The sequence below is a fragment of the Clostridium sp. FS41 genome, from assembly GCF_000954015.1.
Classification (GTDB): domain Bacteria; phylum Bacillota; class Clostridia; order Lachnospirales; family Lachnospiraceae; genus Enterocloster; species Enterocloster citroniae.
In genome coordinates, this window is sequence record NZ_JYHN01000006.1 from 185,976 (window position 1) to 206,269 (window position 20,294).

The 20,294-nt window shown below is 52.8% G+C and carries 20 protein-coding genes; all 20 read left to right on the plus strand.

Annotated features, from left to right (window positions below; genetic code table 11):
• Nucleotide 1: 1 nt before the first annotated feature.
• The 20 genes from CLFS41_RS01175 to fliN all read left to right on the plus strand — a co-directional run bounded on the left by CLFS41_RS01175 (nucleotide 2) and on the right by fliN (nucleotide 20,294).
• On the plus strand, nucleotides 2–1,183 hold the full coding sequence (locus CLFS41_RS01175; RefSeq protein ID WP_227161409.1) for an iron ABC transporter permease: 1,182 nt from the start codon (nucleotides 2–4) through the stop codon (nucleotides 1,181–1,183).
• A complete protein-coding gene (locus CLFS41_RS01180) occupies nucleotides 1,180–1,989 on the plus strand; it encodes an ABC transporter ATP-binding protein (protein WP_007865414.1) in 810 nt (269 codons plus the stop codon). Before CLFS41_RS01175 ends, CLFS41_RS01180 begins: the two co-directional genes overlap by 4 nt.
• A complete protein-coding gene (hydE, locus tag CLFS41_RS01185; protein ID WP_045091183.1) occupies nucleotides 1,989–3,038 on the plus strand; it encodes a [FeFe] hydrogenase H-cluster radical SAM maturase HydE in 1,050 nt (349 codons plus the stop codon). The genes CLFS41_RS01180 and hydE overlap by 1 nt, the downstream gene beginning before the upstream one ends.
• A gap of 116 nt (nucleotides 3,039–3,154) precedes the next feature.
• Nucleotides 3,155–3,703, plus strand: coding sequence for a stage V sporulation protein T (gene spoVT / locus CLFS41_RS01190; protein ID WP_007865419.1), 549 nt, complete (start codon nucleotides 3,155–3,157; stop codon nucleotides 3,701–3,703).
• Nucleotides 3,704–4,044: 341 nt separating this feature from the next.
• Complete coding sequence (locus CLFS41_RS01195; protein ID WP_045091184.1) at nucleotides 4,045–5,292, plus strand: C40 family peptidase; 1,248 nt, start codon at nucleotides 4,045–4,047, stop codon at nucleotides 5,290–5,292.
• Nucleotides 5,293–5,352: 60 nt separating this feature from the next.
• Nucleotides 5,353–6,549, plus strand: coding sequence for an N-acetylmuramoyl-L-alanine amidase family protein (locus tag CLFS41_RS01200; RefSeq protein ID WP_242856753.1), 1,197 nt, complete (start codon nucleotides 5,353–5,355; stop codon nucleotides 6,547–6,549).
• A 17-nt stretch (nucleotides 6,550–6,566) separates the two neighbouring features.
• Nucleotides 6,567–7,769: an N-acetylmuramoyl-L-alanine amidase family protein gene (locus CLFS41_RS01205; protein ID WP_007865424.1), complete on the plus strand. Its 1,203-nt coding sequence runs from the start codon at nucleotides 6,567–6,569 to the stop codon at nucleotides 7,767–7,769.
• Between the two features lie 221 nt (nucleotides 7,770–7,990).
• Entirely contained in the window at nucleotides 7,991–8,299 is a 309-nt protein-coding gene (locus tag CLFS41_RS01210; RefSeq protein ID WP_007865426.1) for a flagellar hook-basal body complex protein FliE, read from the plus strand.
• Between the two features lie 59 nt (nucleotides 8,300–8,358).
• Nucleotides 8,359–9,978 carry a flagellar basal-body MS-ring/collar protein FliF gene (fliF, locus tag CLFS41_RS01215; RefSeq protein ID WP_045091185.1) on the plus strand — a complete coding sequence of 540 codons (1,620 nt, stop codon included), beginning with the start codon at nucleotides 8,359–8,361 and terminating at the stop codon, nucleotides 9,976–9,978.
• Between the two features lies 1 nt (nucleotide 9,979).
• On the plus strand, nucleotides 9,980–10,987 hold the full coding sequence (fliG, locus tag CLFS41_RS01220; RefSeq protein WP_007865428.1) for a flagellar motor switch protein FliG: 1,008 nt from the start codon (nucleotides 9,980–9,982) through the stop codon (nucleotides 10,985–10,987).
• Nucleotides 10,971–11,816 carry a FliH/SctL family protein gene (locus CLFS41_RS01225; protein ID WP_347467239.1) on the plus strand — a complete coding sequence of 282 codons (846 nt, stop codon included), beginning with the start codon at nucleotides 10,971–10,973 and terminating at the stop codon, nucleotides 11,814–11,816. The genes fliG and CLFS41_RS01225 overlap by 17 nt, the downstream gene beginning before the upstream one ends.
• A 15-nt stretch (nucleotides 11,817–11,831) precedes the next feature.
• Nucleotides 11,832–13,136 (plus strand): FliI/YscN family ATPase, encoded by a 1,305-nt coding sequence (locus CLFS41_RS01230; RefSeq protein ID WP_045091186.1) that lies wholly within the window; start codon nucleotides 11,832–11,834, stop codon nucleotides 13,134–13,136.
• Nucleotides 13,137–13,146: 10 nt separating this feature from the next.
• Nucleotides 13,147–13,596, plus strand: a complete 450-nt coding sequence (fliJ, locus tag CLFS41_RS01235) for a flagellar export protein FliJ (protein ID WP_045091187.1) — start codon at nucleotides 13,147–13,149, stop codon at nucleotides 13,594–13,596.
• A 100-nt stretch (nucleotides 13,597–13,696) separates the two neighbouring features.
• Entirely contained in the window at nucleotides 13,697–15,250 is a 1,554-nt protein-coding gene (locus CLFS41_RS01240; RefSeq protein WP_045091188.1) for a flagellar hook-length control protein FliK, read from the plus strand.
• Nucleotides 15,251–15,276: 26 nt separating this feature from the next.
• On the plus strand, nucleotides 15,277–15,837 hold the full coding sequence (locus CLFS41_RS01245; RefSeq protein WP_007865437.1) for a flagellar hook capping FlgD N-terminal domain-containing protein: 561 nt from the start codon (nucleotides 15,277–15,279) through the stop codon (nucleotides 15,835–15,837).
• A 50-nt stretch (nucleotides 15,838–15,887) separates the two neighbouring features.
• Nucleotides 15,888–16,286, plus strand: coding sequence for a TIGR02530 family flagellar biosynthesis protein (locus CLFS41_RS01250; RefSeq protein ID WP_045091189.1), 399 nt, complete (start codon nucleotides 15,888–15,890; stop codon nucleotides 16,284–16,286).
• A 71-nt stretch (nucleotides 16,287–16,357) separates the two neighbouring features.
• Nucleotides 16,358–18,028, plus strand: coding sequence for a flagellar hook-basal body complex protein (locus tag CLFS41_RS01255; RefSeq protein WP_045091190.1), 1,671 nt, complete (start codon nucleotides 16,358–16,360; stop codon nucleotides 18,026–18,028).
• A 20-nt stretch (nucleotides 18,029–18,048) separates the two neighbouring features.
• Nucleotides 18,049–18,255, plus strand: coding sequence for a flagellar FlbD family protein (locus CLFS41_RS01260; RefSeq protein WP_045091191.1), 207 nt, complete (start codon nucleotides 18,049–18,051; stop codon nucleotides 18,253–18,255).
• A 38-nt stretch (nucleotides 18,256–18,293) separates the two neighbouring features.
• Nucleotides 18,294–19,160, plus strand: coding sequence for a motility protein A (locus CLFS41_RS01265; RefSeq protein ID WP_045091192.1), 867 nt, complete (start codon nucleotides 18,294–18,296; stop codon nucleotides 19,158–19,160).
• A gap of 15 nt (nucleotides 19,161–19,175) precedes the next feature.
• Nucleotides 19,176–20,294, plus strand: a complete 1,119-nt coding sequence (gene fliN / locus CLFS41_RS01270; RefSeq protein ID WP_007865459.1) for a flagellar motor switch protein FliN — start codon at nucleotides 19,176–19,178, stop codon at nucleotides 20,292–20,294.

Below are 20,294 nucleotides of genomic sequence, written 5' to 3' on the forward strand. Positions count from 1 at the left end.
CATGAATGTGAGAGATTGTTTGAGACAATACTGTACCCGGCTGACTGCCCCGCTTTGCGGTGCAGCTGCCTTAGATTCGGCCAGAATAGCCCACCCAGCCTCCTCTATCCGGGGCAGGTCATCCTCAGATCGGGACAGCCAGCCGGGCACAGAAATTGCACAGGCAATCTCCGGCGCCCGAAGGTGGAACCGTTACTGGACCCTGGGTTCCCTGGCAGTGATCTTCCTGTGTGCGGCTGGGGCAATGGCCGTGGGACGCTTTACCATTTCACCCAGGGAGCTGGCAGCCGTGCTGGTTCCGGGTGCATTCCCTGAGGTGGAGGTATCAGGCCAGGTCAGGACCGTGATCACCAATATCCGCCTTCCGAGAGTGATATTAGCCCTTCTGGCCGGCGGGGGACTGGCGGCGTCCGGCGCAGCCTTCCAGGGGCTTTTTGCCAATCCCCTGGCCACGCCCGATACCCTGGGCGCGGGAAACGGCGCATCCTTTGGGGCTGTGCTGGGCATCCTTTTAGGGCTTCCTGCATTCGGCATCCAGGTGCTTGCCATGGTTTTGGGTGTTGCGGCAGTGCTTATGGCCTGGAGCGTGGGCCGGGTCAAGGGAACCATGCCTCCCCTTATGATCATACTGGCTGGCATGATGGTCAGTTCCCTGTTTTCAGCCCTGGTGTCTTTGATCAAATATGCCGCGGATCCACAGGATGTGCTGCCCTCCATCACCTACTGGCTCATGGGAAGCATGGCATCCACCACAAAATCCACCCTGGTAATGGGAGCGCCCTTTATCGCAGGGGGAAGCATGCTTTTGTTCCTGCTGCGGTGGAAACTCAATTCCATGTCCCTGCCTGAGGATGAGGCAAAATCCCTGGGGATCCCGGTGAAGCGGATCCGCAGCCTGGTGATCGTGGGGTCAGCCATGGTCACAGCCGCCGTGGTATCCATGTGCGGCCAGATCGGCTGGGTGGGTCTTCTCATCCCCCACATGGTGCGGATGATATTTGGAAATGACAACAGCTCCGTAATGCCTGCCAGCATGGCTTTTGGGGCGGTGTTCATGCTTATCATTGACACCCTGGCCCGGTCCGTCACGGCATCGGAGATACCGGTATCCATATTGACAGCCCTTATAGGAGCACCCTGCTTCATACTGCTCCTGAGAAAGACAGGAGGAATCCGATTATGAAATTTGAAGTGAGAGACGGCGGATTTGGATATTCCCGAGGCCAGTACATTTTACAGAACGTGAACTTTTCCATGGATAAGCCGGAGGTGCTGTCCGTGCTGGGAGCCAACGGCGCGGGAAAGACCACGCTGCTCAAATGTATGCTGGGCCTTCTGGAATGGAAGACAGGAGGCACATACATTGACGGGGCCAACATTAAGGAGATCCCCTATCATCTGCTTTGGCAGAAGATTGGATATGTGCCCCAGGCCAAAGCGTCCGCTTTTGCATACCGCGCAGAGGATATGGTGCTCCTTGGAAGAAATGCCCATCTGGGTACATTTGGACAGCCAAAAAAGGAGGATATGGACATTGCCCTTGCCTGTATGGAAGAGATAGGGATCAGCTATCTGAGAGGCAGGCTGTGCAGCAGGATCAGCGGAGGGGAGCTTCAGATGGTGCTCATTGCCAGGGCACTGGCGGCTGATCCCTCTATTCTGGTTCTGGATGAACCTGAATCCAATCTGGACTTCAGAAACCAGCTCATTGTGCTGGAGACCATTGAACGGTTGTGCAGGGAAAAGAGTATCTCTGCGGTGGTGAACACCCACTACCCGGAGCACGCCCTGTCCATTTCCCAGAAAGCCCTTCTCCTCACCCCCCGTGGTTTTACCATGTTCGGCCCCACAGAGGAAGTGCTCAGCGAGTCCCATCTGGATGAGGCGTTTGGGGTGGAGGTAAAACTGTATCCCCTTAAGCACAAGGACCGTACCTACACCTGTGTCCTTCCGGTGGGATTAAAAGAAGTCATGGAAAGAGGTGCGTGATGGATACCATAAAAGAACTGGTGGACCGGCTGGCAAAGCACCGGATCCTGGACAGGGAGGAATTTTGTTTCCTCATTGATCATATGACAAAAGACGGGGCAACCTATCTTTATGAAAAGGCCAGAAACGAAGCGTTAAACAGCTATGGGAACAGGATATTTGTCCGTGGCCTCATGGAATTTACCAATTATTGTAAGAACGACTGCTATTACTGCGGCATACGCAGAAGCAACCCAAAGGCGGCCAGATACAGGCTGACTCCGTATCAGATCATGGACTGCTGCCGGATCGGCTATGGACTGGGGCTGCGCACCTTTGTGCTTCAGGGCGGGGAGGATCCGTGGTTTACGGATGAAAAAATCGCTTATCTGGTGGAGAGCATAAAAAAAAGCTATCCCGACTGTGCGGTCACACTGTCCGTGGGTGAAAAGGATCTTCACACCTACAAACGCTGGTTTGACGCCGGGGCGGACAGGTATCTGCTGCGCCATGAAACAGCCAATCCATGTCATTATGCCAGCCTTCATCCGCCTCAGATGTCCTCGGAACACCGCAAAGAATGCCTCAGGAACCTGAAAGCCATCGGATATCAGACGGGGTGCGGGATCATGGTCGGGGCGCCCTATCAGACAACGGAGCATATTGCTGAAGACCTGGAATTTATGTACGGCCTGCAGCCGGAAATGGTGGGGATTGGTCCGTTTATCCCTCATCACGATACCCCGTTTAAGGACCGGCCGGCCGGAACCCTGCGCCAGACCCTGCTGCTCTTAGCCATTGTCCGGCTGATGCTGCCCTCCGTCCTGCTTCCGGCCACCACGGCTTTGGGCACCATTGAGGAAAATGGCCGGGAGCAGGGTGTTATGGCAGGGGCCAATGTGGTCATGCCCAACCTGTCACCAGTGGATGTGCGCAAGAAATATATGCTCTATGACAACAAGATCAGCACTGGAGTGGAAGCCGCCACCAACATCAATGAATTAAAAAAACGTATGAAAGCAATCGGATATGAGGTGGTGACAGACCGGGGCGACTATAAGAAGCCATAAATCCTCATAATTACTTTGAAGGTTACTTTAAGTATAAATTCCTCTGTTTTACAAATACTACATTTACGGGCAACAAAGAAGATAAATGTCAGAGAGTAAAATGGAGGAATTTTTTTATGAAAGCTACAGGAATAGTAAGAAGAATTGACGATCTGGGACGTGTGGTCATTCCAAAGGAAATCCGCCGTACCCTGAGACTCAGGGAAGGTACGCCATTAGAGATATTTACGGACAGGGAAGGAGAGATCATTCTCAAGAAATATTCACCCATGATGGAGCTCACTTCATTTGCAGTACAGTACGCGGAGGCAATGGCCCAGTCCACCGGCCTGCTGGTATGCATCACGGACAGGGACCAGATCATCGCTGTAGCAGGCGGGGCAAAGAAGGAGCTGCTTCAGCGCAACATCAGCCGTCAGCTGGAACAGGCCATCAATGAGCGCAACACGGTGATGGCTGCAAGGGATGACAAGGCATTCATCCATCTGGTGGACGAGGAACTGGAGGGCATATCAGCTCAGGTTGTGGCCCCCATTATCTGCGAAGGGGACGCCATCGGCGCCGTGGCTCTTATGAGCAGGGAAGCCAGGGCCAAGTTCGGAGATATGGAAATGAAACTGGCTGTGACGGCAGCCGGGTTTCTGGGCCGTCAGATGGAAGGCTGAGATTAAAGGGAAGCCATGGGCAACTTGGGCTTATGGGCTGTCGTTTACGGGTATGTCCCGGTACAGGAAAGGAGATATGATACCTGTGCCGGGATTTTTATCCTATTATTTAGGGCTTTTTTCCTGGTTACGTTTATGCTATACTGGCATTATTGATATTTGGAAATGTAATTTTACAGGCAGATTCAGCATTGAAAGGGTTTCCCCATCTCTGAAGCGGCAGGATAGAGCGAATTTGATCCGAGGCGGTATGATCTTCTTTTGGATAGGGAGGCCTCCGGCGCCAAGGCGAACCGGAACGTCACCATGATGGGGAAGATAGGGGTATACATAGATCAGAGATGAAAACAAAAGATTACCATGTCAGGGTACGCCTTCTTTTCCCGGTGTTCCTGGCGTCAGTTCTCCTTATGGCCATGGAAGTATGGGCCACGCCCGGAGTCAGGACGGAACAGGATCAGAGGACGGCCCAGGAGGAAGAGGACAAGGCCCGGGAGGAGAAGGCCCAGGAGGAAGAGGACAAGGCCCGGGAGGAGAAGGACAAGGCCCAGGAGGAATTGGATAAGGCCCGGGAGGAGGCGGATTCCCTGGAGCATAAGCGGGATGATACCCAGAAGCAGGCCCGGGAACTGGAGGATCAGCTTACCAGGCTTTTGATGCTTAGCAGTCTTCTGGAGTCTGATATGGAAGAACTGAAACAACAGATAGAGACGGCGGAACATGAATATGAGACAGCAGTACAGAACCGGGAACAGCGGTATGAGATGCTGAAAAAAAGGATCCGGTTTCTCTATGAGGAGGGAAATATAACTTACCTGGATATCCTGCTGAGGGCCAGGAATATCGGGGATGTGGTGAACCAGACCGAGTACTTTTCCCAGCTTTACCAGTACGATCAGGAGATGATCACACAATACGAGGAGATCAGGGTCCAGGTACTGGAGAAGAAGGCGCGGCTGGAGGGAAAGCAGTCTGAGATGGAGGTCATGGAACAGGAATACAGAGGACAGCAGACGCAGATCCGATCCATGATCCGTCAAACGGAGCGGGAGTCAGAGACATTTTCAACCCAGCTCACAGAGGCCAGGGAACGGGCAGCCGGGGCGGCAGATAAAGTGCGCTTAAAGAATGAGGAGATCAGACGCCTGAGAAAGCAGGCGGAGGCCCGGCGCAGTGAGGAAGACAGGAGCAGGGAGGAAGCCCGGCGCAGGGAGATGATCAAAAGCCATGGCGGCACTTCCTTTGGACGGGAAGTGGCTGATTACGGTCTCCAGTTTGTGGGCAATCCCTATGTATATGGGGGTACAAGCCTGACTAAAGGGGCGGACTGTTCCGGATTTACACAGTCCGTGTACCGTCATTTTGGGGTGAACATTCCCAGAACCTCCGGGGAACAGGCCGTGTTTGGCAGGGAGGTTTCCTATGAGGATATGGAGCCGGGGGATCTGGTCTGCTACTCCGGCCATGTGGCCATGTACATTGGGGACGGCAGGATCGTCCACGCCAGCTCCACAAAGGAAGGCATCAAGGTGGGATATGATCCGGCTTACCGGACCATTGTGTCCGTCAGAAGGCCGTGGCAATCGTGATAAAAGATGAAAAATACAGTGATTATGGGAGGTTTGGGAGTGACCGGCAGGAGAAGGTATGTGTGTAAAGGGGTTAAAATGGCAGCGGCGGCAGGTCTGTGTCTGGCAGTCTGGTGGTCTGCGGCTACAGCGGTATATGCGGATGAGGCCATCAAATCAGTGGCAGTGGCAGTGACCTCCTCCGTGGTTGCAAACGGGGACGGCGGAAGTGTGTCCGCAACGGCCGACAGTACAAAGTATCATGTGGTATCCTGTGATTTTATCAATGGAAAGTCCCAGTGGAAGGCCGGAGACATACCTAAGGTATCCATAGAACTGGCAGCCGAGGAGGGTTACTATTTTAACAGTATCAATGCTTCCGGCGCCCACATCCGGGGAGCGGACTATGTGACTTCCAAGAAAAGCGATGCCAAGCGGAGTCTGACTATGACGGTAAAGCTAAAAGGCGTAAAGGGAACCCTGGACCGCGTGGAGGACGCGTACTGGGAAGAAAAGCCTCTGGGCAAGGCCAGATGGGCAAAGGTGGAAGGCGCCTCCTCCTATGAGGTAAAGCTGTTCTGTGATGGAAGCATGGTCTATCATGTTCCCAGGACCAATTCGGTCAGTTATGATTTTTTCCCCTATATGACAGAGGCTGGGGATTATTACTTTAAGGTGAGGGCGGTTGCCAGGTCGGAGTCGGAATCCGATTATCTGAAAGCAGGAGACTGGGCGGAATCTGAGAACCAGGAGATCACCAGAAAGGACGCCCAGGCCGCCGGCAAGCGGTCCGTATCCACGGGAGTAAAGGGAGTAAACGAAAAGGATGGTACAGGTCCACAGTCCCAGGCTCCGGGCTGGGTCCAGGACCAGAACGGCTGGTGGTATAAAAATGAGGATGGGACCTATCCTGTGGGCAAGTGGAATATGATCGGGGATAAATGGTATCTCTTTGACATGAACGGGTATATGCTCACAGGGTGGCAGTGGAAGAACGACAGGGAGTATTATCTCACCTCCAACGGAGATATGGTTACAGGCTGGTTTCAATATAACAGGATCTGGTATTATCTGGATCCGGAACAGGGGAAGCTTACCGGAACATGGCTGCAGCAGGGGGATGACTGGTATTACCTGAACCCTGACGGAAGCATGGCCACAGGATGGCTCTTATCCCAGGGCAGCTGGTATTATCTGGACCCGCGGGACGGCCGGATGGTGAAGGACCAGGTGGTGGGAGAATACTATATTGGTCAGAATGGGATATGGGCACCGTAAACAGGAGGAGAATTGCAATGATACATATTTGGAAAAGGGCGGCAGGACTGATTATGAGTGCCTCGATTGCAGCGGCATTGTCCATCACATCCATGGCAGCTGCAAAGACGGAGACAAGAACCCCCATTACCAGCGTCTCCATCCGGGTGCGCTCGGATGTGCAGGCGGATTATGAACTGAATGAGGCCACTGTGTATACTACCACGGACAGTAACCTGTATACCATTGGCGCGTATAAATGGGCCAACAAAAATAAGGAATACTGGGAGCCGGGGGATGAACCAAAGGTACAGATCGAGATCCATGCCAGAAGCGGATACTATTTTAACCGCACCACGGGACCCAGCAAATTTCAGATTGACGGAGCCACCTATGCTTCCGTTAAGCGGACCAACAATGATGAGACGCTTCTGCTGACCGTGAAACTGACGCCGGCGTCCGGCACACTGGAGATACCGGAGAGCGCGGAGTGGATGGGATATCCTCCCGGAAAGGCCACCTGGTCTGCGGTTCCCTTTGCGGGGGCATATGAATTAAAACTTTACAGGGGAGATCAGATGATCCAGGGAGTGCCCAAGGTCATTGCAACCACATATGATTTTTATCCCAGTATGACCCTTCCGGGCACCTACCAGTTTCGGGTACGGGCAATACCAAAGGACTCGGAGGAACTTGGTTATATCACCGGCAGCGACTGGGTGTATTCGGACGAATGTGATATTGATGCGGATGAGGTGTGCAGTCTTACAGGCGCGGTGACCGGACCTGTAAAAAATGAACAGCTGACCCCGGCCCAGATCGGATGGGTAAAGGACAACGAGGGCTGGTGGTACAGGAACACGGACGGCACGTATCCCTCAGGTACATGGCAGAACATAGACGGGGAATGGTATCTTTTTGATTTCAGCGGATATATGCTTACAGGCTGGCAGACCAGGAACGGAAAGAGTTATTTCCTGGATATCAACGGGGTCATGAACACGGGGTGGATCCAGGATAACAGAAAATGGTATTATCTGGAGGAGGACGGAGCCATGCACACGGGCTGGCTGAATGTCCAGGGCCAGCAGTATTTCTTTGACCAGGACGGTTCCATGCATACAGGGTGGCTGATGGACAACGGCCTGTGGTATTATATGAACCCGGACAACGGGACCATGTTAAGAAACACCTCTGTGGAGGGAAGATACCTTGATTCTGAGGGAAGATGGAGGGGTTGAGAACACATGCAGCACTGATGACGGGAAGCCGGAATGGAAAATTCTGGCTTCCTGTTTTTTTGTATAAAAACTACATATTTTTCATTATGTGGTAAATTCTTACGGAAAAAATTACAAACTGGTTATAATTTTCTTAAAATTTGTTGACGAAGTGACCTGTTGGACGTATACTGAAGGCAGTGTAGAATATTGTTGAAACAAGGGGGATTACAGGGGGAGTTATGTTCATAGTGCCGATAACCAAAATGGACGTTATTACGTCTTTAGATAAAATGCACAACACACAGTCCGCCGGACAGGCCGGCAGGAAAACCGAGTTTAAGGATGTGCTAAAGGAAGCAGTTAAGGAAGCGGACCAGGCTTTAAAGGATAATCAGGACATGGATGTGAAGCTGGCATCAGGACAGGTGGATCATCTCCACACAGCCCTGATACAGGCGGAAAAGACCGCGGCAACCATAGAATTCACCACTCAGTTAGCATCAAAGGCCGTGAACGCGTACAATCAGATCATGGGAATGCAGGTTTGATGACAAAGCGTTAAATTTGCGTATTTTGATATTAAAATGAAAGATTACAGTGGTGGGTTATGGGGATCAGAGATAAATTTAAGTCGGTAACCGGGGAAAACAGCGGTGCAGGCCGTATGCTGGGTACCGGAAGGCGAAAGGCAGCCGCTGCCGGAATCACGGCAGCGGTTATTGTGGCTTTAGCGGCCACTGTTGTGCTCAATATGGGCAAAGGCGGGAATTATGTTGCATTATTCCCGGGAATATCAAAAGAAGAGAATAGTGAGATCCTTACGGTTCTCAATGCAAGGGGCGTTGAAGCCAGGAGGAACAGCGAAGGAGAAGTGACGGTTCCGGAAGACCAGTTGGGCGATATCATGCTTGATATGTCAGAATTGGGTTATCCGAAAACGGCACTTCCTTTTGACATTTTTTCGGATAATATGGGGTTCACAACCACTGAATTTGAGAAGCGTCAATACCTCTTGATGAATCTTCAGGACCGGATCGAGCGCACATTAAAGGACATGACAGGGATTAAGAACGCCATCGTGACCCTGAATGTGCCGGACGAGAGCCACTACGTGTGGAATGAGGACCAGCCCTCCAGCACGGGATCCGTCTCACTCACCCTGATGCCCTCCTATGAGCTTTCACCTGAAAAGGTGTCGGCCATCAAGAACCTGGTGTCGGACAGTGTTCCAAGGCTGGCTCCGGAAAATGTGACGGTAGTGAACGCCCAGACCATGCAGGAGATGGTTTCCGATGTTATCGGCACCACTGCCTATGGCCTGAACCGCCTGGACTTTGAGACAAAGGTGGAGGAACGCCTGGAGAACAAGATTAAAAATGTCCTCACCCTGGCATATGCTCCGGATAAGCTTCGCGTGTCCGCCACCGTGGTCATAGATTACGACAGGATGATCACGGAAGACATGCATTATGAGCCCCAGGAAAACGGACAGGGGGTTGTGGACCGGTATAAGGAGGGAAGGAACCTTGAGGGAGGAGCTTCCGGCGCGGGCGGCATTGCAGGCGAGGAAAACAACACGGATATACCCTCCTACGGAACAGCAGGGACTGGCGCTGCCGGGGGGACCTCGGGAGACTATTACAGGGATGTGGATTATCTTGTAAGCTACATCAAAAAGCAGATTGAAAAGGATAATGTAAAGCTTCAGAAAGCCACGGTTGCCATCACGGTCAATGACGACAATCTGACAGAGGCAAAAAAACAGCAGCTGGTGGACGCGGCTTCCAAGGCGGCTAATATTGCGCCTGAGGACATTGTGGTTTCCAGCTTTCGGGAGATGCCAAAGGAAACGGTTCCCGCTCCAAAGCCGGCCCTGCCGGTACAGGCGCCGGCGCAGACAGGCCTGGATTACAGGACCATTGCGGCTGCAGCCGGTGTGGGTGTCCTGTTATTCCTGCTGATCCTGTTGCTTTTGATGAGCCGCAGGAAGAAGAAACACATGAGGGAGGATCAGGAGCTTTTTGCCCATTTTGAGGATGAGGGCGGGGAGGCTGCGGGTGCGGACAGTGCAGAGCAGCGTGCCGCTGAGGATGCGGTTCAGACCAGTCTGGGGAAACATATGGAGGACTTGACCAGTCCTGTAGACCAGGTGCGGTCCTTTGCACAGATGAATCCTGAGATCATTGCATCCATGATCAGTTCATGGCTGAAGGAGGATAAAAAATAAGATGCCTGCAGAAGAGAGAAGACCAGCTGAAAAGGCTGCTGCCGTCATATCCATCCTGGGGAGCGAACGGGCGTCCGAAGTGTTCCGGTATCTGACGGAAAACGAAGTGGAGCAGCTGTCCATGGAGATCACCCGGCTACCCAGGCTGACAGAGGGGGAACTGGAGGATATTGCCCAGGATTTTTATAATTGCTGTGTAACAGAAAAGGTCATTACAGAGGGCGGAAGGGATTATGCCAAGGAGGTCCTGGAAAAGGCCTTTGGCCAGCAGCAGGCCAAGAACCTGATGGACCGGGTCAGCAAGGCATTAAAGACCAAGGCCTTTAGTTTTATCAGGAAGGTGGATTACAAGACCCTGATGGCTGCTGTCCAGAATGAGCATCCCCAGACCCTGGCCCTGATCCTGTCATACGCAACTCCGGAACAGGCATCCAAGATCATAGCCAACCTGCCACAGAACACCAGGGTGGATGTGGTGGAGCGCATAGCCAATATGGACCGGGCCCTGCCCATGGCCATCAAGATCGCTGAGGAGGTACTGGAAAAGAAGATCGGCTCCTCCTCATCGGAGGAAACCATGGAGGTGGGCGGACTGACCTATGTGGCTGATGTGATGAACCATGTGGACCGCAGCACGGAGAGGGATATCTTTGATGAACTGAACATGAAGAATCCGCAGCTGGCAGAGGATGTGCGAAAGCTGATGTTTGTATTTGAGGATATCGCATACCTGGATCCGCTGTCCGTACAGCGTTTCCTCAGGGAGATCGATACAAAGGACCTGTCCGTGGCCCTTAAGGTTGCCAATAAAGATGTTACTAATACCATCTTCTCCAACATGTCCGGCCGAATGAGGGAATCCATACAGAGCGATATGGAATATCTCCATAATATACGTATGAGCGATGTGGAAGAGGCACAGCAGAGGATCGTGGCTGTGATCCGGCGGCTGGAAGAGGAAGGCGAGATTGTGATTTCCAAGGATGGAAAGGATGAGATTATTGTCTAGGATATTAAAGTCCGCACAGACTGTTCCGGGCAGCGCGGCGGTGAGGGTATACCAGCCCGAAGCCAGCCGGAACGCGCAGCAGGGGGACGCACAGCAGGAACAGAACCTGTCCGGGAATGAATGGTCCGGGAACGGATGGTCTGAGAACGGATGGCCCGGGAACGGTTTGTCCGGCGGAACTGAAATGACGGGAAAACGCTATGCCCTTATATCGGAGGAAAAGCGCAAAATATTGGAACATGCCAGGGATCAGGCGGAACAGTCCGCGGCAAGGATTCTGGAGGAAGCTTATGCCCAGCGGGATAACATAGTAAATATTGCCAGAGGTGAGGCCGGCAGGATCCAGGAGCAGGCCAGACAGGATGGGTATGCACAGGGGCTTAAGGATGCGCTCGGCGGCATTTCCCATGATATAGAGGGGATCCGGGGCTCGGTGGCAGACATGGAACAGGAGTTTGAGGGATTTAAAGAGCAGCTGTGCGGCAGGATTGCGTCATTGTCTTTTATGATGGCGGAAAGAATACTCAAAAAACGGGTGGAAGAAGATGAGACTGAAATGCTGGACCTGATCGAGCAGGCAGTGCTCTCGGAGCGGGATAAAAGGAGTATTACGGTCCATGTCCCGGCCCGCGCCTCCGGGTTGGTGGAAGAGCTGGAGCAGCGTCTAAAACCCTTAATGGGCAAGAACGGAAGCAGCCTGAGGATCAAAACAGAGGACCGGCCCGCCGGTTTTGTACAGGTGGAGACCGAGGAGGGGATCGTGGATGCATCCCTGGATGTACAGCTGGCTAATCTGAAAAAACAGTTAACGGCCCTGGAGGGCCGGTGATAAGGCGGTAACCATATGGAAATGGGGCAGATCGAGCAGGCAATACAGAATGCTGAATTATACACCTATCTGGGAAAGATAGACAAGATCGTGGGGACCACGGTGGAGTCCATGGGCCCGGCCTGCAGGCTGGGGGATGTGTGTACCATTGACGTGGTGGAGGGGGGAAGCCCTGTCATGGCCGAGGTGGTGGGATTTAGGGAGAACAGGGTGCTGCTTATGCCCTATGAGGAGATGGAGGGGATCGGTTACGGAAGCGCGGTGCGCAACACCGGGGAACGGCTTCGCATCGCTGTCTCTGATCAGCTGATAGGCAGAACGGTGGACGCCATGGGAATGCCCATAGACGGCCTTGGGCCGGTGGAAAATGTATCCTACTACACCATTACGGGAAAACCTTCCAACCCCATGACACGTCCCAGGATCGACACCGTTATTCAGATGGGAGTCAAAGCCATAGATGGCCTGCTGACCGTGGGAAAAGGGCAGAGAATGGGAATATTTGCCGGAAGCGGCGTTGGAAAAAGCACCCTCATGGGCATGATCGCCAAGAATGTAAAGGCAGATGTCAATGTTATCGCCCTGGTGGGGGAGAGGAGCAGGGAGGTGGTGGAGTTTATCAACAGGGATCTGGGCGAGGAGGGATTAAAACGTTCGGTCCTGGTGGTGGCTACTTCCAATCAGTCGGCCATGATGCGGTCCAAGTGCACCATGACCGCAACCACGATCGCCGAATATTTTAAGGACCAGGGCATGGATGTGCTGCTGATGATGGATTCCCTGACACGCTTTGCCATGGCCCAGAGGGAAGTGGGATTGAGTATAGGGGAACCGCCGGTGGCAAGGGGATACACCCCGTCCATCTATTCGGAACTGCCCAAGCTTTTGGAGCGTTCAGGAAACTTTGAGGAGGGATCTATAACGGGGATCTATACCGTGCTGGTGGAAGGGGATGACGCTAATGAACCCATATCCGATACGGTGAGGGGTATCATAGACGGGCACATTATGCTGTCCAGAAAGGTGGCTGCCAAAAACCGTTACCCGGCCATTGACATCCTTTCCAGTATCAGCCGTCTGATGAACGACATTGTAATGCCGGAACATAGGGAAGCGGCAGGGAAGCTGAGAAGGCTTCTGGCCGTATATGAAAGCAACAGTGATTTGGTTTCCATCGGAGCTTATAAAAAAGGGACCAATCCGGAATTAGATGATGCATTGGCGCATATAGACCGGATATACGGGTTCCTTCAGCAGAAAACAGATGAGAGTTTTTCGCTGGACGAGGCAGTGATCCAGATGATCCAGGCAACAGATTAAGGGGCGCTATATGAAACGGTTTGTATTTACGCTGGAGCGTATGCTGGTATACCAGCAGCAGAACCTGGAAAAGGAAAAGGGAGTCCTTGGAAGGCTGACCGCTGTCAGGGATGAGCTGGAAGAGAGAAAAAGGAACAGTGAATCCATAATCCGCCATATCCAGGAGGATATTGGAAGGCGCCAGGCCCAGGGAACCACAGTGTTTATACTGAAAGGCTGCCACAGTGTGCTGGAGGGAGCCAGGATCCAGCTGGAGGAAACAGCGGATGAGCTGACCCGGGCACAGGCAAAGGTGGAAAAGCAGCGTTCTATTGTGACAGAGGCTTCCAAGGAAGTGAAAAAGCTGGAGAAGCTGAAGGAAAAACAGTTGGAGGAATATCGCCATGACGAGGCAAAGGAGCAGCAGGATCTGATCACAGAGCATGTTGCAGGAGAATTTGTCAGAAATGGCGTTTCCTAGGGCGTTTGCCGGGGCCGCCCAAAGTGTATATGAACACGCTTTGGAACATACCTGGAAAACGTTCTGAATAGAAAGGCGTATGGGAAAGGAGGTGAGAAAGATGAGTACGGAAACATTGATACAAGCAGGAGCATTTTCACAGATAAAGGCACACCCCCAAAGGGCGTCCGCTCTGGCTTTTGGCGCTCCTTCTGCCGGGAGACAGGGGAAATCAGGGTTAGATGGCGGTTTTGCAGAAGTATTTACCAGGAATTTAAAAGATAGCAGCTTGTCCCAAACCTACGGGAACAAAGTGGATGCGAGCCATGGAGGAAACGGCCCGGAGAACACAGGCAAGACAGGAACACAGGGCAGGGGGATCCGGGAAGGTGAGGATGCCAAAAAAAGCGGAGATGCGGGAAAAGGAAGAACTGCCGGAGGAGACAGCCATGGCGTAAAAGACCGGGATGCGGGAAACGGCAGAGAGGTAGGAAAAGACAGAGAAGTAGGAAAAGACCAAGATGGGGGAAAAGGCATAGATGCCGGAACAGATGAAGGTACCGGAAAAGACGGGACCCCCAAAGGTGAACACAGCAGTCTGACACTGGAGGAGGCAATGAGCCTTCAGGCTATGATGGCGTTTCCGCAGATTCCGCCGGAACAGATGCAGATAACAGATTTGACCGGGATCCTGTCCGCAGGCATAGGGGCAGAAACGGTGCTGCAGCCGGGGGACCAGGGAACTATGGATATTGGAACCGGTTATTGGACACAGGCTTTGAAGCAGGATGCAGGGCAGGTTCAGGGACTGGCAGGAGGCGGTTTGTCCTGCACGGAGCAGGCATTGGTACAGGAAGCAGCCCAAAAGGCAACCGGAATGGACAGGCAGACGGGTCCTGATCCGGCAGGGACTTTGGGGGGGACGGCTGATCCAGGCAGGGAAAGTTTTGGTCAGATACTGTCAGTTCAGGGAAATGAACAGGAAACCGCGGGTAAGGAAAATGAGAATACAGGTTCCCGGATGCAGGACAGGCAGGATTTGTGGAAAGCCGCCAGTCCCAAACAGGATGAAACAGCAGGCGGGACTCCGGAGGATGTCAACCATGTCCTGGAGGAACTGAAGCGCAGTGCGGATGCCAGTGGAATGGATCTTAACGGAAGGATGGCATTTGACCGGTTGAATGGAAATTTAAAGCCGGAGGAGCCCGCAGGGGATGTACACACACCGGCACCGGTGCTGGAACAGTTTAAAACCGGTCTGGAGCGGGGCGTCAGGGAAGGACTGAGGGAGCTTACCGTTCACTTAAAACCCCAAGGACTGGGGGATATGGTGATTCACCTGGCAAATGCCGGAGATAAGCTGACGGTCCGCATCGGTGTCACAAATCCTGAGACTGAGAAACTGGTCACCAGCCAGATGGAGAGTTTGAAGGATATGTTAAGGCCGCTGAACGCACAGGTCCAGGAGGTGTACCGGGACAGCCGGGGAACCATGGATTTCTCCGGGTTTAACCAGCAGATGCAGGAGCATCCCGGACAGCAGGCTCATGCAGGCCATAACCGTTACCGGATATCCGGCAATGAGGAATATGGAGCGCCGGATGAGGATCTCCTCATGGAAGCAGAGCGCATGATGGCGGAAAGCCGCATAAGCAGACTCTATGCCTATGTATAAAGGCATGGGAGGGAAAGGAAAAAAGAATGCCAGTACAAATGCCAAATGCCACCTCGCCCTATACTGCGGCAGAGCCTGCAGGTACGGACAATCATACCAGTGACACTTCACAGACAGAGGGCACATCAGGTTCCGGCAGCGTGATAGACGCCGTATTCGGAGACGGGTCGGACAAAAAGGTTACAATGGAGGATTTCCTCACCTTGATGGTAGCCCAGCTGAAGAATCAGGACTTCATGAATCCGGTGGATGATACCCAGTATGTGACACAGCTGGCGCAGATCAGTACCATGCAGCAGATGGAGGAAATGTCTTACAATGCAAAGAGCACCTATGTGGCCTCCCTGGTGGGCAAATATGTAGCGGCCGCCAAGTTTACGGTATCAGGTGAGCTTAAGAAAACAGAGGGGATCGTGGATAAGATATCACTTCTGGATGAGAAGTTCGTGATCTACGTTAATGGAGAGTCATACAACATGGACGAGATCATGGAGATCAAAACCGAGCCGGCCAATAATCCGGATGACAGCGGGAATAAGAAGCCCGGTGAAGACAAGAATCCGGAGGAGGGCAGCGGCAAGGCGTAATGTATGTACAGAACTGACAGTAACCGCATCAGGGCACAGGAGGATGAACAATGGATTCAATGATATACAATAAAATGCTTCATACCCCCATATACACGGGGACTCCAGGTGAGCCGCCGGCAAACAGGCCCCGGGAATCGGCAGGCATCGACAATGCCTTTAAGGAACTGCTGGAGCAGAAGATCAGGGAGGAAAGCCAGGTGTCCTTTTCAAAGCATGCCATAGAGCGTGTGGTGGAACGGGGAGTGGATGTATCCTCTGAAAAGATTGAGCGCCTTAATGAAGGGATCCGCATGGCGGAGGAAAAGGGTTTAAAAGAGCCGCTGATCCTTTTGGGATCCACAGCATTTGTTGTAAATGTAAAAAATAATAAAGTAGTTACAGTGGTAAATGAAGACAGCCTGAAAGGCACGGTCTTCACCAATATTGACGGAACCGTTATGATATAGCCGGTCCTTTTGGAGGCTATCCTTACCCCGAATGACGGACGGGTAGGGCGGTTGGAAAAGGAGAACTGAATATGTTAAGATCATTATTTTCAGCAGTGTCGGGCATGCAGGCCCATCAGACCAAGCTGGATGTTATCGGCAATAATATTGCCAATGTCAATACCTATGGCTTTAAATCAAGCCGCGCCCGCTTCCAGGATGTGTATTATCAGACATTACAGAGCGCTACCAGCGGCGACAACAACAGAGGCGGCACCAATGCCAGCCAGGTAGGCTACGGTGCGCAGCTGGCAGGCATAGACCTGAACATGGGCCGGTCGGCTCTGCAGTCCACGGGCAGGCCCATGGATGTGGCGATCACAGGAGAGGGATTTTTCCAGGTCATGGACTCTGACGGCAATGTCTTTTATACCAGGGCAGGAAACCTGCAGCTGGATTACAAAAGCGGCAACCTGGTGGATGCCAACGGATATACGGTGCTGGGCGTGACCGGTGATCCATTGGGTAAGGCGGCTGGATCGGATAAGATCCATTTAAGCGTCCCATCCAAAAACAACGCGCAGTCCAGCAGTACACAGGAGATCAATGGGATCAAATATACAATTACGTCCCAGAATGCAACCGGAGATGCCAATGTGTCCATCACATTTAAGCTGGATGACACGCTTCCGGACGGCGCTGATGTGGTCGTAAAGTCAGACGAGTTTAATACTTCAAGTATCACGGTCAGGGTCAGCAACAGGGCCAGCTTTGACAGCTTATCTCAGTTTAATGAACAGATGAACAATGCCATTACCAGAACAAACAACGGAAAGCCGCACCCGGCGGGAAACTTTACCATAACAGCGGTTCCGGCGCGTAATGGAGCTTTTACCGGCGAAGAGCTGCTGGGTGAGAATTTTGGAATCAAGCGGGGTGTCCAGACCTTTGACCCTGTCTATAAGGATACCGGTATTTTTGGAGGGATCAAGCCGTCTGCAACCAGTACGGAACCCATGTTTACGGCATCGGGCGATGTGAGTTATGAGGCGGTGTTTGTGCCTGCAAAGGGAAGTAACCCGGCGGCATGGCAGATAACCGCAACCGTGTCAGACGGCACGACCACCAGAAAGTTCCAGGGATCCATCAATGAAAACAGCACTTCGGCCAACAGCATATGGCTGAAGGAGGTAGGTACGCCGCCGGATGGTGAGGCAGGACAGTATATTGAGGTGACTCATCCCGGGTATACGGCAATCAATGATTATTTTGACAAGCATACGGATGCCGATGATAAAGAGGTTAAGAACGCAGCTACCATTACCGAAGCCACCAACTCCCGAGACCTGGGTCTTGGCAGCAAGGCATTTTCCCTGACCTCAGGCAGCGAGGGCGGAACCGTGTCCCTGGCTGATGCCGGTGTGACTATCCTGGCCAACGGTATCATTGAGGCCAACCATCCCAACCTTGGAAAGATCCAGATCGGCCGTATCGACCTGGTGACCTTTGACAACCCGTACGGACTGGAGGGCGTGGGCAATTCTTACTTTAAGCAGACAGGCAACTCCGGTGAGGCCAAGGCATGCAAGGCGGGGGAAGACGGAACCGGCGCGCTCAAGACCTCATCCCTGGAAATGTCCAATGTGGATATATCCACGGAATTTGCAGATATGATCGTTACACAGAGAGGGTTCCAGGCCAACTCCAGGATCATTACCGTGTCGGATTCCATTCTGGAAGAGCTGGTTAACCTGAAACGATAAGCAGATAGGAGGGCGGTATCATGATCCTGTTAAAAAAACTGAACGGTGAGGAGTTTGTATTAAACTGCGACCTGATCGAGACCATTATGGAGAATCCTGATACCACCATCCTCCTGACCAATGGTAAGCACCTGATTGTGAGGGAATCCAAGGAAGAAGTAGTGGACAAGGTGGTGGAATTCCGCAGAGAGGCCTTTAGAGGCATCTTGAATCAGATTAAGGGCTGATGGTACGGCAGAATAGTTTAGGAAAAGGATGTATTGTTATGGATATCTTGTCAATTCTGGGTTTTATTTTAGCAGTTGGGCTTGTGGGATTCGGTATGACCTTTGACCAGGAGGCCATGAAGCTGGTGTTTACCAACCTGAAAGCATTTGTTGACATACCAAGTATTGCCATTACCGTGGGGGGAACCATCGGCGTTATGATGATATCCTTTCCGGCAGGTGCGTTTAAAAAGATCGGGAGCCACCTAAAGATTATTGTGAGGCCCTATCAGTTTGATCCGGCCCAGTCCGTGGCTCAGATCGTGGGCCTTGCAACCGAGGCCCGCATGAAGGGACTTTTGTCCCTGGAGGACAAGCTGAATGAGATTGACGAGCCGTTTTTACATAACAGCCTGATGCTGGTGGTGGACTCCGTGGATTCGGAAAAGGTGCGCAAGGCCATGGAGACAGAGCTGGAACAGCTGGACGAGCGCCATGCCCTGGACCGCCGCTTTTATGAAAAGGCAGCCAGCTATGCTCCTGCCTTTGGAATGATCGGAACTTTGGTAGGCCTGATCCTGATGCTGGGCAACATGGCTGATGTGGACGCCCTTGCAAAGGGCATGGCCGTGGCGCTGATCACCACGCTGTACGGATCGCTGCTGGCCAACATTGTGTGCCTTCCCATGGCGAGCAAGCTGAAGGCCAGGCATGATGAAGAGTTTCTGTGCAAGCAGCTGGTGATGGAGGGGGTTCTGGCCATACAGGAGGGGGAAAATCCCAAGTTTATAGAAGAGAAGCTGTTTAAACTTCTTCCCGCCAGCTACAAGCGGTCCGGGGAAAACAAAGAGGAAAAGAACAAAGAGGAAAAGAAAAAAGCGGTCAGAAAGAAACGCAGAAGAAATACCAAAGAGATTGAGGAATAAAAAGGAGCTTAAACCATGGCAAAGGAACAGGGAAGCCGGAATGTCAGCGAAGTGACGGACCGGCAGATGATGGAGGAACTCATCAGAATACATGCGCAGGCGGCGGGAGAATCCATCTCGTCCATTCTGCGGGCCAATATTGAGATAGGGGAACCAGAGCTACAGGAAATAACGGTCAGGGAAGTGGAGTACAGCATCCTGGAACCGGCTGTCTTTGTAAAGACCTGCCTTACGTCACAGGTGGCGGGCAGTCTGGTCCTGATCCTCCGGCAGAGGGATATGCAGGTATTCCTGAATGAACTGATGGGCGTGGACGACCTTCCCGACCCTGACTTTGTGTTTGATGATGTGGCCATGAGCGCGGCAGGGGAGCTGATGAACCAGATGGGCCACGCATCGGCGGCAGCCATGGCGCAGTTCCTGGGCGATACCATGGATTTTGCAGACTGCCAGCTGACGCTGTCGGACGGCCGCCAGAGCCTGGCTTCGGTTATGGGAGAGGCGGAGGATTCCGGGGTGTTGGCAGTGACCTACCGCATGAAGATAAAGGACATGGTGGAGTCGGAGTTCATTGAGTGCATATCGGCCAACGCCATGGACAGCCTGTACCAGGAGATCCAGGCCAGGAAAGAAGCGGAGACCAGGGCAAAGCAGGAGGAAGAGGAAGCCGCAAGGCAGGCCGCCCTGCTTGAGCAAAGCTCGATTGTGGGCAAGGGAGCATTGCCAGATGCAGACCAGGCCGAGGGCAAAGATGATGAGGCCGGAGAACTTGCGAACGCCGGAGGCAGAAGGACTGGGGCCGGACCCCGGAGGAGCGGGCCGGGAGCCGGACAGCCCGGCGCAGCCGGTATCCTGCACAGAAACCAGACCATAAGCGGCAACCTGGGACTGATCATGGATGTGCCCCTTAACGTGTCAGTAGAGATCGGCAAGACAAAACGGCGGCTGAAGGATGTGCTGAATTTCAACAACGGAACTGTGGTGGAGCTTGACAAACAGGCGGATGCGCCGGTGGACATCATTGTCAACGGACAGCTTATCGCGAGGGGCGAGGTTGTGGTGATCGATGATAACTTCGGAGTGCGCATCACTGAAATAGTAAATACACGAAGCATTATTGGAAATGGTGAATAA

What these genes read in the sequence shown, in the direction of transcription:
- CLFS41_RS01210 (WP_007865426.1), top strand. Translation starts at nt 7,991, where the DNA reads ATGTTCATAGTGCCGATAACCAAAATGGACGTTATTACGTCTTTAGAT.
- CLFS41_RS01180 (WP_007865414.1), top strand. Translation starts at nt 1,180, where the DNA reads ATGAAATTTGAAGTGAGAGACGGCGGATTTGGATATTCCCGAGGCCAG.
- fliG (WP_007865428.1), top strand. Translation starts at nt 9,980, where the DNA reads ATGCCTGCAGAAGAGAGAAGACCAGCTGAAAAGGCTGCTGCCGTCATA.
- CLFS41_RS01260 (WP_045091191.1), top strand. Translation starts at nt 18,049, where the DNA reads ATGATCCTGTTAAAAAAACTGAACGGTGAGGAGTTTGTATTAAACTGC.
- spoVT (WP_007865419.1), top strand. Translation starts at nt 3,155, where the DNA reads ATGAAAGCTACAGGAATAGTAAGAAGAATTGACGATCTGGGACGTGTG.
- CLFS41_RS01175 (WP_227161409.1), top strand. Translation starts at nt 2, where the DNA reads ATGAATGTGAGAGATTGTTTGAGACAATACTGTACCCGGCTGACTGCC.
- CLFS41_RS01230 (WP_045091186.1), top strand. Translation starts at nt 11,832, where the DNA reads ATGGAAATGGGGCAGATCGAGCAGGCAATACAGAATGCTGAATTATAC.
- fliJ (WP_045091187.1), top strand. Translation starts at nt 13,147, where the DNA reads ATGAAACGGTTTGTATTTACGCTGGAGCGTATGCTGGTATACCAGCAG.
- CLFS41_RS01225 (WP_347467239.1), top strand. Translation starts at nt 10,971, where the DNA reads ATGAGATTATTGTCTAGGATATTAAAGTCCGCACAGACTGTTCCGGGC.
- CLFS41_RS01250 (WP_045091189.1), top strand. Translation starts at nt 15,888, where the DNA reads ATGGATTCAATGATATACAATAAAATGCTTCATACCCCCATATACACG.
- fliN (WP_007865459.1), top strand. Translation starts at nt 19,176, where the DNA reads ATGGCAAAGGAACAGGGAAGCCGGAATGTCAGCGAAGTGACGGACCGG.
- fliF (WP_045091185.1), top strand. Translation starts at nt 8,359, where the DNA reads ATGGGGATCAGAGATAAATTTAAGTCGGTAACCGGGGAAAACAGCGGT.
- CLFS41_RS01240 (WP_045091188.1), top strand. Translation starts at nt 13,697, where the DNA reads ATGAGTACGGAAACATTGATACAAGCAGGAGCATTTTCACAGATAAAG.
- CLFS41_RS01265 (WP_045091192.1), top strand. Translation starts at nt 18,294, where the DNA reads ATGGATATCTTGTCAATTCTGGGTTTTATTTTAGCAGTTGGGCTTGTG.
- hydE (WP_045091183.1), top strand. Translation starts at nt 1,989, where the DNA reads ATGGATACCATAAAAGAACTGGTGGACCGGCTGGCAAAGCACCGGATC.
- CLFS41_RS01255 (WP_045091190.1), top strand. Translation starts at nt 16,358, where the DNA reads ATGTTAAGATCATTATTTTCAGCAGTGTCGGGCATGCAGGCCCATCAG.
- CLFS41_RS01245 (WP_007865437.1), top strand. Translation starts at nt 15,277, where the DNA reads ATGCCAGTACAAATGCCAAATGCCACCTCGCCCTATACTGCGGCAGAG.
- CLFS41_RS01205 (WP_007865424.1), top strand. Translation starts at nt 6,567, where the DNA reads ATGATACATATTTGGAAAAGGGCGGCAGGACTGATTATGAGTGCCTCG.
- CLFS41_RS01195 (WP_045091184.1), top strand. Translation starts at nt 4,045, where the DNA reads ATGAAAACAAAAGATTACCATGTCAGGGTACGCCTTCTTTTCCCGGTG.